This window comes from Aquimarina discodermiae, assembly GCF_040786235.1.
GTDB lineage: Bacteria > Bacteroidota > Bacteroidia > Flavobacteriales > Flavobacteriaceae > Aquimarina.
Map to the genome: position 1 here is coordinate 64,394 of NZ_JBFMKP010000013.1, position 13,312 is coordinate 77,705.

Consider the following 13,312-nt stretch of genomic DNA (forward strand, 5'->3'; position numbering starts at 1 on the left):
GATGAAAAAAGTAATGATTATTGGGGCTTCTCTAGCAATTTTATTCTCTTCGTGTGTTTCACAAAAGAAATATGCCGAGCTAGAAGCCAAGAAAAAAGAAACTGAAGATTTATTAAACACTGCTACGGTTAAGCTAAATAGCTGTCTAGAAGAAAAAGCTAGCGCTAGTTCACAACTAAAAGTATTACAAGACCAGGTATCCAATTTAAAAAATCAAAATTCTGCTCTATTAAATAACGTAGGTAATTTAGCTACACTTTCTGCCAAAGAAGCCGAAAACTTAGAAAAATCTTTGGAAAGTATTAAAGAGAAAGATATGCAAATAAGAACGATGCAGGATGCTATCACCAAAAAAGATTCTGTAACACTTGCTTTGGTAACAAGCCTTAAAGGAGCACTGGGTAATCTAGCCGATGAAGATATCGAGATAAATGTAGAAAAAGGAGTTGTTTATGTATCTATTTCTGACAAATTACTTTTCAAGAGCGGAAGCTATAATGTTTCTCCTCGCGCAAGAGAAGTACTTGGTAAAGTTGCAAAAGTAGTTAATGACAAACCAGATATCGAGTTTTTGGTAGAAGGACATACAGATAATGTTCCTATCAAAAATAAGGTGCTATTAGATAACTGGGATCTAAGTGTAAAACGTGCCACTTCTGTTGTAAGAGTATTACAAAAAGACTTTAAAGTAGACCCTAAGCGCATGACAGCCGCTGGAAGAAGTTATTACATACCTGTTTCTGACAATAGTACCTCTGCAAATCGTGCTAAGAACAGAAGAACTAGAATTGTGGTTTTACCAAAATTAGATCAATTCTATAACATGATCGAAGATGGTATGAAAAAAGCCACTCAAGGAGGAAATTAAACACATTTCTCAAAAAAATTAGTGAAAAAGATCGCTTAAAAGCGATCTTTTTTTATTCCTTTTACTAAATCCTAAAATATACTATTATATTTACTCCTCTATAAAACCCTAAATAAAAAAAATGAAAAAAAATTTTACCTTATTACTTCTGTTAGTAGGTGCTTTATCTGCAGAAGCTCAATCCTATATTGGATTTTTAACCGATAACTATAGTGGTGTTCATAGCGTTATAAGTAATCCCGCAAATATTGTTGATTCAAGATTTAAATCTGATATTAATCTAGTAGGTGTCAGTGCTTTTGTTACCAATGATTATTATGCCGCTAAATTTGGAGATGCTATTAAAAGTGATTACGATTTTGAAGATGATGCAAAAACATTTGCTTTAGAAAGCAATAATATTCTAGGAAATGTAGATATCCTGGGACCATCGTTTATGTTTAACATTAATAGCAAAAACAGCATCGCCGTTTTTACAAGAGTCAGAGCATTTTATGCTGTTAATGATATCAATGGAGAATCTATAGAAAGGTTATTTGAAGATGATCTTAGTATTAATGGTAGTTTTTCTATTAATGAAGGAGATGCTGCAGTCAACGTTCATGGTTGGGCAGAATTTGGTGTATCGTATGGACGTGTATTGATGAACAAAGATCAACATTTCTTAAAAGGAGGTATTAGCATCAAATACTTACAAGGTCTTGGAAATGCCTATGCCCAAGGAGAAAATTTATCTATTGATTTTAGTCCAAATAATTTATTTACAGGTAATGGAATTGTTACAACCACTGGTGAAGTTGCCTATGGATACAGTGAAAATCTTGAAGAAGATCAAGATAATCTAGAATTGGTAAAAGGAGCTTCTGGTTTTGGAGCTGACTTAGGCTTTACTTATGAATGGAGACCTAAGCATGAAGAATATAAATTTACCAATAGTAAAGGAGAAACATATGATTTAAAAGATGTCAATAAATATAAATTAAAATTTGGATTGTCATTAACAGATATCGGATCAATATCATATGATGATGGTGTAGAGGAACGTTATAATTTTGATAATGTAATAAACGAAAATAGTTTTGAAAGCATTGAAGACCTTGATGATATTAGTAATTTCTATACTACCATAGCTACCGATGGAACTAGCAAAGCTGTTTTGCCAACTGCATTACACCTAAATGCAGATTGGAATATTAATCAGCTATTTTATGTAAACCTAAATACAGATATCGCCCTTACATCAAAAACAAAAGTTAATACCAGTAGCATAGCCAATGTGGTTTCCTTAACACCAAGGTTTGAAAGTAAATGGTTTAGTTTTTACTCTCCTTTAAGTATTGTGCAGTATAGTGGTTTTCAATGGGGGGCTGGGCTAAGAGTTGGACCTTTATATGTTGGATCAGGATCTATTATATCTGTATTAGTTAGTGATGAATCTAAAGCAGCAGATGCCTATGTAGGGCTTAAAGTACCAGTATATCAATCAAGACCCAAAGACAAAGATGGAGATGGTGTTTTAGATAAAGTTGATGAGTGCCCCGATACAAAAGGGCCAGAAGAAAACTATGGTTGCCCATGGCCAGATACCGATGGTGATACAGTACTAGACAAAGACGATCAATGTGTGGATGAAGCAGGAGAAGTCGAAAACAATGGTTGCCCATGGCCTGATACCGATGGTGATACGATTTTAGATAAAGATGATCAATGTCCAAATGAAGCTGGAGAAATAGGTAATAATGGTTGCCCTTGGCCAGATACCGATGGTGATGGAGTATTTGATAAAGATGATAATTGTCCTAATGAAGCAGGAACGGTTGCTAACAATGGATGCCCAGAAGAACCAGAAGTTACAGAAGAGGTTCAGAAGACTCTAAATGAATATGCAAAAACAATTCTTTTTGATTCTGGAAAATCTTCTATTAAATCTGAATCAAATGAAGTACTGAAAAGCATAGTTAGTATTCTTAATGAATATGTAACAGCAAAATTCACCATAGAAGGTCATACAGATAGTGCTGGTAGTAATAGTCTTAATCAAAGGTTATCTGACTCAAGAGCCAACGCTGTTAAAAATTACCTAGTTCAAAACGGTATTGACCAATTTAGGTTATCTGCTATTGGATATGGAGAAGACAGACCTATTACCTCTAATAAAACAAGAGCAGGAAGAGCTCAAAACAGACGTGTAGAAATTAATCTTGTAAAGTAATAATATACTACAGATAATTAATAAAAAAATAACCCCTGAGAAAAATTCCCAGGGGTTATTTTTTTATTAATTATTAAATTCTAAATAATATCTATAGGACCTTTTCCCTCTCTTAGTAATACTGGTTCTCCATTGGTAAGATCAATAATGGTCGAAGGAATATTACCTCCATATCCACCATCAACTACAATATCTACCAAATTACCCCATTTCTCGAGGATTAATTCGGGGTCTGTGGTATACTCTATAACTTCATCTTCATCATGAATAGAACTAGATACAATAGGGTTCCCTAAGCCTTCTACTATCTCCATACAAATCGCATTATCAGGAACACGAATACCAACCGTTTTCTTTTTTTTAAAAACGGTAGGTAGATTATTATTACCAGGTAAAATATAAGTATAAGCTCCTGGTAACGTTCTTTTTAATAGTTTAAAAGTAGTTGTATCTATTTGTTTTACATAATCAGAAAGATTACTAAGGTCTCTACATATAAACGAGAAATTAGCTTTGGCCAATTTTACTCCTTTTATTTTTGCTATGCGCTCTAAAGCTCTATTATTAGTAATATCACAACCTAATCCATATACAGTATCTGTTGGATAGATAATCACCCCTCCTCTTTTTAAACAATCTACGATTTGTTGTACTTTTCTGGGATCTGGATTATTATCATACAGTTTTATAAACTCGGCCATGTTCAAATATTATGGATACTATACTATTTTTAGTTTTGCAAACCGAAGTAATAATTTTTTAATTCCTCCTTTATCAAAATTAATTTCGGCTTTTTTGTCCTGCCCTACCCCTTCTATTCTGAGTACTTTTCCTATTCCAAATCTCATATGTTCTACCATTGTTCCTGGGCTAAGATCTCCTTCAGAAAGGATGCTACTACTTTGGTTTTCAGACCCATTAGTAATTGGCCTTAATTTTCTAAGCTTTTGTAATTGCTCTTCTGTAGGCTTATGGGCCAATGGTGGCGATCCAGATATTGGCTTTTTAAGTCTAAGTTTACTCTTATCAACCTCACCAAATATATCAGAATCGATCAGGGGTTTAAAACGATAACTTTCTATTGGAGTTATATATTCTATATATTTCTCATCAATTTCTTCTATAAATCTACTAGGCTCGGCATCTACAAGTTTACCCCATCTGTAACGAGATTGTGTATAAGTAAGGTAAGCTTGTTTTTCTGCACGTGTAAGTGCTACATAGAACAAACGTCGTTCTTCTTCAAGTTCACTTCTAGTATTCATACTCATTCCTGAAGGGAAAAGATCTTCTTCCATACCCACGATATACACATATGGAAATTCTAACCCTTTTGCCAGGTGAATCGTCATTAAAGCAACTCTATCATCATCTCCTGTATCCTGATCAAGATCTGTAGCCAGTGCAACATCCTCTAAAAACTCTGCTAGTGACCCTCTGGTATCGGCCAACTCTTTTTGTCCTTCAACAAAATCTCTGATACCGTTTAAAAGTTCTTCTATATTTTCTATTCTTGCTATTCCTTCGGGGGTACCATCTTTTTTAAGTTCCTGAAGTAATCCAGTCTTTTTAGCAACCATTTCTGTCAAAACAAATGCATCAGACGTATCATTAGTAATTTGAAAACTCTTAATCATAGTGATAAAGTTTTCTAATCTGGTTTTGGTACCACCATTAATTTTTAGGTTAATACGATCCAGGTTTTCTATAACTTCGAAAACAGAACGATCATAATGATTCGCTGCAACCATTAATTTATCAACAGTAGTCGCTCCAATTCCTCTTGCAGGATAGTTAATGACACGTTTTAAAGCTTCCTCATCTTTAGGATTTACAATAAGTCGCAAATAAGCCAATACATCTTTTATTTCCTTTCTTTGATAAAAGGACAAACCTCCGTAAATTCGGTACTTAATATCACGTTTTCGTAACGCATCTTCTATCGCACGTGATTGTGCATTGGTTCTATATAAAACAGCAAAATTTCCATTATCCAATTGATGCTGCATTTGATTCTCAAAAATCGAACTGGCAACATATCTACCTTCATCGGCATCAGTAATTAATCGATTGACCATTATTTTTGGTCCATCATCATTGGCTGTCCAAACGACTTTATCCAGCTTAGTCTTGTTTTTATCTATAATAGAGTTTGCAGCTTCAACGATATTCTTTGATGACCTGTAATTTTGCTCTAATCGATATTGTTGTACGTTATCATAATCTTTCTGGAAATTTAAAATATTATTGATATTTGCCCCTCGAAAAGCATAAATACTTTGCGCATCATCTCCCACCACACAAATATTTTGAAATTTATCAGACAACGCTCTTACAATCAAGTACTGTGAATGGTTTGTATCTTGATACTCATCTACCAATATATATTTAAATCTATTTTGATATTTGGCTAAAACCTCTGGAAAACGATTTAATAACTCATTTGTTTTTAGTAACAGGTCATCAAAATCCATTGCTCCTGCTTTAAAACATCGATCCACATAATGTTCATAAATCTCTCCCATACGTGGCCGTTTTGCCATCGCATCTGCTTCTACAAGTTCAGAATTTTGAAAATATGCCTTTACCGTAATCAGGCTATTCTTGTAAGATGAAATACGAGAATATACTTGTTTGTACTTATAGATATCCTTATCAAGCCCCATTTCTTTAATGATAGAGGCAATTAATCGCTGTGAATCCTGTGTATCATATATTGTAAAATTAGAAGGGTATCCTAACTTATCAGCTTCAAACCTAAGAATCTTTGCAAATATAGAATGAAATGTACCCATCCATAAATTTTTTGCTTCAGATGAACCCACAATATCAGCGATCCTTTTTTTCATCTCACGAGCTGCCTTATTTGTAAATGTTAAAGACAGTATATTAAAAGAATCTATCCCTTTATGCATCAGATATGCTATACGATATGTAAGCACTCTGGTTTTTCCCGAACCGGCACCAGCAATCACAATCATAGGTCCATCTATTTGAAGTACCGGAGCCCGTTGTGCATCATTTAACTCTGCAATATATTCTTCCAAAAGTAATCGAATTTAAAAAGTCGAAATTTAAGCAAACATAGACTGTTATGGAAACCTATTGAAGGTTTTTTGTAAACATATTATAGTCAATAACTTTTACAGAAATCATACCTAGTTTAATATTTAATCTATTCTATTCAGGGAAAAAACACCTCAATCAAACTTAAGCAATAGAGCAATTAATCAACAGTCAATTTCCTACATTGTTAATATCTTTTTTGTAAAAAATATAGATAAAATGCACAAAAATAAGATAAAACGCATTATATTTATAGTGTCTAAGTTCAAGTAATTTGATCTATTAATTAACCTAACCTCATATTTATGGCCCCTAACATGAATGTACAATTGGTACAAAAAGAGCAAATAGAATTTTTAAAATTTCCTAAAAAAGATGTCCTAGAGAATAAGAAAGATCAAATTGATCGTTTTTTAAAGTTACAAAGAGCGCTCTCTTTAGGTAATCTAGAACATCAAAAAGTAAGAATTGTCTTTGTAGATGATAATGGTTTCAAAAAAGTTGAAACTACGATATGGGGAATAACTGATAAGGAAGTTATTCTAAAGCGTTCGATGATAATTCCGCTTAAAAGAATCATTAGTATATCTTAATTCATTTTTAATTTTTATAAATACCATATCTCCTTAGCCAAGAGATATAATTAAAGTGAGTTGTTAAAGCTCACGAAATGAACAAGACGTATTTTAGTCTCTTCTAAATACGTCTTTTTTTATATTTTAAATAAAAAATATAACATACAAATATGTACTAAAATTAGTAATATCAAGTTGTATACATACCCTAATTAAGATTTAGTCAAGTCCAAATGAAAACAAAATTACCTCAGATTCTTACCCTAGCAATTGCTATTATATTAAGTTACAGCACGCAGGCACAATTAAAATCACCTGTATTGATCGCAAAAAATCAGGAAAATTTTATTAATAAGATCATGCATCCAAAAAAAAGTAAACCTGCTAAGGTTAAACTTTCTAATAATCAATCCTACAGTTTTACCACAAATACAATAAAAAAGTCTTCTAATAGTCTTGTTATTACTGGTGGAGTAAATAATGAAAAAAGATCTACTTTTTCTTTTATCAAAACCAATAAAAAATTAGACGGACGTATTATTTTGTATGATACCAAAAAAGCCTTTGAAGTATTTTCTAAGGATAATGGAGCAGTGTTTTTACAAGAGGTAGATATCAATACTTTGGTTTGTACATATTATGAGCGAGTAGATACTCAAGAATTTGAAATTAAGTCTAAAAGTACCTTGGCATCTAGACCCCCCGTAGCCTTAGAAAGCTTACCGGGAGCAGAAGGAGTGATTTACATTGATTTTGATGGAGAATTGGTAACGAATACGAGTTGGGTAAATTCTGGAACTATAGATGCACAATCTCCTAATTTTTCGGATGCTAAGATTACAGAAATATGGAAAATAATGGCCGAAGATTTTCGTCCATTTAATATTAATGTAACTACTAGAAGAGATATTTTTGAAGCCACTCCTCGAAACCGTAGAATTATGTGTATTTTTACAACTACCAAAGACGCTGCTCCTGGTTCTGGTGGAGTTGCTTATCTTAATTCTTTTTCTTGGAATCATACAGAAGAACCATGTTGGGTATATAATTTAGGTACTAGATCTGCTGGAGAAACAGGATCTCACGAAGTAGGTCATGCAATGGGATTAAGACATGATGGTAGACCAGGAGAAACCTATTATGCAGGACATGGGCGATGGAGTCCAATTATGGGTTGGAGTGCTAATACAACTTTGGGACATTGGAGTATTGGAGAATATCCCAATGCTAATAATGATGAAGATGATATTGCCATTATAGCCAATGACAGAAATGGAGTTGGTTTTCAAGAAGATGATCATGGTAATACTATTGCTGAAGCTACCCCTATAAAGGTTGCTAATTCTGGTAATGTAAGTGCAGACCAAAATTTTGGACTTATTTCTACTAGAAATGATAAGGATATTTTTTCTTTCGCTATAGAAACTGGTGATGTTTCTTTTTCTTTTCAACCTAATCCAGATTATCCCAATTTAAATATTCAGGCCAGAATTTTGAACGAATTGGGTGAAGAAGTAGCCTTTTCTGATCCAAACGGACTTAACGCTTCTATCACAAAAAACTTAACAGAAGGCACATATTATATAGAGATCGACGGTGTAGGCGAAGGTAATTTAACCACAGGATACTCTGATTATTCTTCCCTAGGTAATTACTCTATATCAGGAAGTTATACACCTGGAGATAATTTAATGCCTCCTTTATCAGATTTTACAGCTACTCAAAACTGTTTAGAGGTAATATTCGAAAACAGATCCACCAATATTGTAAATTCGTATTTGTGGGATTTTGGAGATGGTCAAACTTCTACAGAAGAAAACCCCACACATACCTATGATACAAGTGGTACCTATAGCGTATCACTAGTTACCACAAACAATTCTGGTAATAACAAACGAGAAAAAGTAAACTTTATAACTATTACCACTCCTAATCAACCGGTTATAAATGATCAAACTATATGTATTGGTTCTTCTACTACGTTAGAAGTTACAGGTAATAGTGATTATAAATGGTATACCGATCCGTTAGGAGGTACAAGTATTGCTTCTGGTGCGACCTATCAATCACCTATACTTACTACTAATACTACATATTATATAGAAGGGATCATTAATGGTTGTGCAACAAGTACAAGAACTCCTGTAAACATTAAGGTTACAGAAAATCCACAACTCCCTACGGTTTCTGATCAAAATATCTGTATGGGTCAATCCAGTACACTTATAATAGCAGGTAATAGTGAGTATGATTGGTTTGCCACACCTACAGGAGGTACAAGTATTCATAAAGGAACATCCTTTACAACACCAAACCTTATCAATTCGACAACTTATTATATAGAATCTAGTGTTCCCAATTGTAAAAGTGCTACTAGAACAGAAATAACCGCAAATGTTATAGAAGCTCCTGAATCCCCCATACTAATGATGGATGAAAATGATAATAGCTTATCTGTTTCTCAAGATTACTCTTCTTATCAATGGTATTATAATCAAACAAAAATTGAGAATGCTGTTCAATCTACATATACTCCAACAGAAAAAGGAAATTATTACGTCGAAGTTTTTAATGAAGGAGGATGTAGCAGTATATCTGACTCTTTCGATGTAGAAGAAACCATTCCAGATATATTAAATGAGGGGATAGACTTACATTCTTATTATCCAAACCCAGTTGTTGCTGCAGAAGAATTTCTATACATTAATGGACTTACAGCTGAAGATCATAATATTAGCATTGTGAATCTTAGAGGGCAGGAAATGCTAAACCCTTCAATATTGAATATAGGGCAACAAAAAATAGATTTGTCTGCACTACCCAGAGGTTTATATATTATATTAATAAATAATGAACCTTTAGGAAAGGTAATACGTAAATAGTATGTAATTTACTGAAATACGTAATAACCATCTATTATACTGCTAGGTACAATAGATGGTTATTGCTTATTTATGAGGATTTTTATATCAAAACTTTCATATAGTTTGACATCATTTTTTCTGTTTGCTAATTATAAATATTGTTTATATATTTTAAAGTAAAAATATACATACCCAAACTCACTATCATAAAAACAAGTGTATGAGAACTAAAACACACATCTTTCTATCCTTTTTTTTGCTACTATGTACGATTGGAGTATCGCAACAAATTGATCCTCAAATAAAAACTTCTTCAGAAAAAGTCGAATCAAAAGTAATTGAATGGAGACGAGATTTTCATCAAAACCCAGAACTATCAAATCGAGAGTTCGAAACTGCAAAAAAAATAGCTAAACATCTTAAAAATCTTGGTTTTGAAGTAACAGAACAAGTTGCAAAAACAGGTGTTGTTGCTATTTTAAAAGGAGCTAAAGAAGGAAAAACTGTTGCATTGCGTGCTGATATTGATGCACTACCAGTTACCGAAAAAACTGAGGTACCGTTTAAATCTATCGTTAGAACTACATTTTTAGATACAGAAGTAGGTGTAAGTCATGCCTGTGGGCATGATACACATACAGCAATTCTTATGGGGGTTGCAGAAGTGCTTTCGCAACATAAAAATATAATAAAAGGTACTGTAAAATTTATATTTCAACCTGCAGAAGAAGGCCCTCCTCCTGGTGAAGAAGGCGGGGCTAAACTAATGATAAAAGAAGGTGTTTTAAAAAACCCTGATGTAGATGCAATATTTGGATTGCACATCAATTCTGGAACAGATATAGGAAAAATTCGTTACAAACCGGGAGGAACTATGGCTGCCGTAGAACGCTTTGTTATTAATGTTCAAGGAAAGCAAACTCATGGATCAGCACCATGGTCTGGTGTAGATCCTATCTTGATATCTGCAAAAATAATAGATGGATTACAAACGATTATAAGTAGAGAATCTCCTCTGGTAGAAGAAGCAGCAGTAATTACAGTAGGAAAAATTACCAGCGGAGTTCGTTTCAATATTATTCCTGATAGTGCAGAAATGATAGGAACGGTTCGTACATTAGCCCCCGACATGAAAGCCATGATTATTAAACGAATGAATGAAATGGTACCCGCTATAGCCAAAGCATATGGAGGGAAAGCCTCTATAACATTTCAAAATAACACTTCTATTACTTATAACGACCCTGAATTGGTCAAAAAAATGCTTCCAACCCTACAGGGAATTGCGGGTAAAGAGAACGTAATTCTAACAAAAGCATCTACCGGAGGAGAAGATTTTTCCTATTTTCAGGAAAAAGTTCCAGGATTTTACTTTTTTCTTGGCGGAAAATCTCCAGATACCAAAATTGCACCCTCACATCACACTCCCAACTTTTATATTGACGAACGTGGTTTGTTATTAGGAGTTAAAGTAATGTCACAACTCACAATTGATTACCTCAACGCACAATAATAGTTAGTACTACATCTTATGGAAAACATACTTAATTTTTTAACGGCATTACCATGGTGGGCATGGGTGTTAGTTCTATTTGTACTGATCGCTATCAGAGATGTGTTTTTTAACCGAAAGCATACCATTAGTCATAACTTTCCTATAGTAGGACATTTACGATATTTGTTAGAAAGTATTGGGCCCGAGATAAGACAATATTTTGTTGCAAATAATAGAGAGGAATTACCTTTTAACAGAATCGAAAGAGGTTGGGTATATGCATCTTCTAAAAATGAAAATAATTATGAAGGCTTTGGAACAGATAGAGATATTTATCTACATCAACATATTTTTGTAAAAAATAATATGATCCCGTATAAAATGGATCAAAAGCACCCAAACAGGGATGACAAAACATTTCTTGCCTGTGCAAAAGTAATGGGCGTTTATAATCAACGTAAAAAACCATATCGACCAGCTTCTATTATTAACGTTTCTGCCATGAGTTATGGTTCGCTTTCTGCACGTGCAATAGAATCACTTAATATTGGTGTACAAAAAGCATATGCATACCATAATACAGGAGAAGGCGGGCTTTCTCCATATCATAGTAATGGTGGTGATGTTATTTTTCATTTTGGTACTGGCTATTTTGGTGTTCGAGGAGAAGATGGAAATTTCTCTATGGAAAAAATGAAAGAATTGGTTACAAAAAATCCTTTTATTAGAGCAATAGAAATAAAATTATCTCAAGGTGCAAAACCCGGAAAAGGAGGTGTCTTACCAGGTGCAAAAATAACACCAGAAATAGCAAAAATTAGAGGTGTGAAAGTTGGAAAAGACGTCTTATCCCCTTCTGCACATACTGCTTTTAGCGACATTCCAGAATTATTACAATTTATAGAAGATATTGCTCATGAAACAGGATTACCAGTAGGTATTAAAGCAGCCATTGGTAAAACAGAACAATGGGAGCTTTTGGCCAAACTTATGGTAGAAACCAATCGAGGGCCTGATTTTATAACTATCGATGGTGGTGAAGGCGGTACAGGAGCAGCACCTCCAAGTTTTGCAGATCATGTTTCATTGCCTTGGGTATATGGTTTTACAGCTGTCTATAAAATTTTTCAAGAACATCAACTTACCGATAGGATTGTTTTTATAGGTAGTGGTAAATTAGGATTCCCGGCAAAGGCAGCCATGGCATTTGCAATGGGTGTTGATTGTATCAATGTAGCCAGAGAGGCTATGATGAGTATTGGTTGTATTCAGGCACAGATTTGTCATACCAATAAGTGTCCAAGTGGTATCGCAACTCAAAGTAAATGGTTACAAAAGGGAATTGATATCCCTCTAAAATCTGATCGACTGGCGCAATATTTTAAAACCTTTAGAAAAGAATTTATAGAGATCACTCATGCCGCCGGTTATGAACACCCTTGCCAGTTTACTATGCAAGACATTGATCTTAATGTAGATGACGGGGAACTTACTAAAACATTGGAGCAATCTTTTAAATATATAAAAACTCCCGTTGACTATACTTGTGCCCAAGATCTAAAAGATTGTACGTATCTTGGCGGAAATTATAAGAAAGTATTATAAAACTATAAAAGAAAATTCAATTTTAGAATGAAAATAGAATTCATACCTTTGGTGATATCCTTATTTCCTGCAACTTTAATAACTGTACTTGCTATTTACTTTTTTAAGTTACATACTTCGAATGAAGATAGACGAAGAAGGTTTCTTTTGCATAGAGAAAGTCAAAAACAATCTTTTCCGTTAAAACTACAGGCATATGAACGTATGGTTTTATATTTAGAAAGAATATCACCTGGTAATTTATTGATTAGAACTACTCCGGTAAACGACGATAAAAAAGGATATGAATTTTTATTAACGAGCACTATAGATCAAGAGTTTGAACATAACCTAAGTCAACAGATTTATCTTTCTGAAGAATGTTGGAATACCATTAAAGCGGCCAAAAATGCAACTATTGGACTTATTAGAAAAGTGTCATTAAAAGAAGACATTGACTCTGTAGATAAAATGAGGGAGACTATACTTACTGCAATTATAGAAAAAGGTACTCCTAGTGATGCCGCTATTTCTTTTATAAAAGAAGAGATTAGTGAATTCATATAATGGTATTTGTATAAAGGTATTATAAGAAAAGTAACTCTTATAAAGTATAAAAACCCCAAGGCCTTGAAGGCTTTTGGGGTT

The 13,312-nt window shown here is 33.6% G+C and carries 9 protein-coding genes; 7 read left to right on the top strand and 2 right to left on the bottom strand.

Translation table 11 applies throughout. The annotated features are described in order from the left end of the window. The first annotated feature begins 1 nt into the window (after position 1). Positions 2–868: an OmpA family protein gene (locus ABW636_RS09970; RefSeq protein ID WP_367589828.1), complete on the top strand. Its 867-nt coding sequence runs from the start codon at positions 2–4 to the stop codon at positions 866–868. Positions 869–989: 121 nt separating this feature from the next. Next, complete coding sequence (locus ABW636_RS09975; protein ID WP_367589829.1) at positions 990–3,080, top strand: DUF5723 family protein; 2,091 nt, start codon at positions 990–992, stop codon at positions 3,078–3,080. Positions 3,081–3,160: 80 nt separating this feature from the next. Here ABW636_RS09975 and ABW636_RS09980 read toward each other — a convergent pair whose 3' ends face one another. Together ABW636_RS09980 and ABW636_RS09985 are read right to left on the bottom strand one after the other, a co-directional pair. Then, positions 3,161–3,781 carry an L-threonylcarbamoyladenylate synthase gene (locus ABW636_RS09980; RefSeq protein ID WP_367589830.1) on the bottom strand — a complete coding sequence of 207 codons (621 nt, stop codon included), beginning with the start codon at positions 3,779–3,781 and terminating at the stop codon, positions 3,161–3,163. An 18-nt stretch (positions 3,782–3,799) separates the two neighbouring features. Next, entirely contained in the window at positions 3,800–6,127 is a 2,328-nt protein-coding gene (locus ABW636_RS09985; RefSeq protein WP_367589831.1) for an ATP-dependent helicase, read from the bottom strand. 324 nt (positions 6,128–6,451) lie between these two features. Here ABW636_RS09985 and ABW636_RS09990 point away from each other — a divergent pair, with 324 nt between their 5' ends. From ABW636_RS09990 to ABW636_RS10010, 5 genes are all read left to right on the top strand, one after another. Then, positions 6,452–6,739, top strand: coding sequence for a hypothetical protein (locus tag ABW636_RS09990; RefSeq protein ID WP_367589832.1), 288 nt, complete (start codon positions 6,452–6,454; stop codon positions 6,737–6,739). A gap of 215 nt (positions 6,740–6,954) precedes the next feature. After that, on the top strand, positions 6,955–9,603 hold the full coding sequence (locus ABW636_RS09995) for an Ig-like domain-containing protein (protein ID WP_367589833.1): 2,649 nt from the start codon (positions 6,955–6,957) through the stop codon (positions 9,601–9,603). 202 nt (positions 9,604–9,805) lie between these two features. Further along, a complete protein-coding gene (locus ABW636_RS10000; RefSeq protein WP_367589834.1) occupies positions 9,806–11,098 on the top strand; it encodes an amidohydrolase in 1,293 nt (430 codons plus the stop codon). 18 nt (positions 11,099–11,116) lie between these two features. Continuing rightward, positions 11,117–12,685 (top strand): FMN-binding glutamate synthase family protein, encoded by a 1,569-nt coding sequence (locus ABW636_RS10005; RefSeq protein WP_367589835.1) that lies wholly within the window; start codon positions 11,117–11,119, stop codon positions 12,683–12,685. 27 nt (positions 12,686–12,712) lie between these two features. Further along, positions 12,713–13,231, top strand: a complete 519-nt coding sequence (locus ABW636_RS10010) for a DUF7935 family protein (RefSeq protein ID WP_367589836.1) — start codon at positions 12,713–12,715, stop codon at positions 13,229–13,231. Positions 13,232–13,312 lie beyond the last annotated feature (81 nt).

Coding starts and splice junctions, on each gene's coding strand:
- ABW636_RS09990 (WP_367589832.1), top strand. CDS start 6,452: ATGGCCCCTAACATGAATGTACAATTGGTACAAAAAGAGCAAATAGAA.
- ABW636_RS09975 (WP_367589829.1), top strand. CDS start 990: ATGAAAAAAAATTTTACCTTATTACTTCTGTTAGTAGGTGCTTTATCT.
- ABW636_RS09995 (WP_367589833.1), top strand. CDS start 6,955: ATGAAAACAAAATTACCTCAGATTCTTACCCTAGCAATTGCTATTATA.
- ABW636_RS09980 (WP_367589830.1), bottom strand. CDS start 3,781: ATGGCCGAGTTTATAAAACTGTATGATAATAATCCAGATCCCAGAAAA.
- ABW636_RS10005 (WP_367589835.1), top strand. CDS start 11,117: ATGGAAAACATACTTAATTTTTTAACGGCATTACCATGGTGGGCATGG.
- ABW636_RS10010 (WP_367589836.1), top strand. CDS start 12,713: ATGAAAATAGAATTCATACCTTTGGTGATATCCTTATTTCCTGCAACT.
- ABW636_RS09970 (WP_367589828.1), top strand. CDS start 2: ATGAAAAAAGTAATGATTATTGGGGCTTCTCTAGCAATTTTATTCTCT.
- ABW636_RS10000 (WP_367589834.1), top strand. CDS start 9,806: ATGAGAACTAAAACACACATCTTTCTATCCTTTTTTTTGCTACTATGT.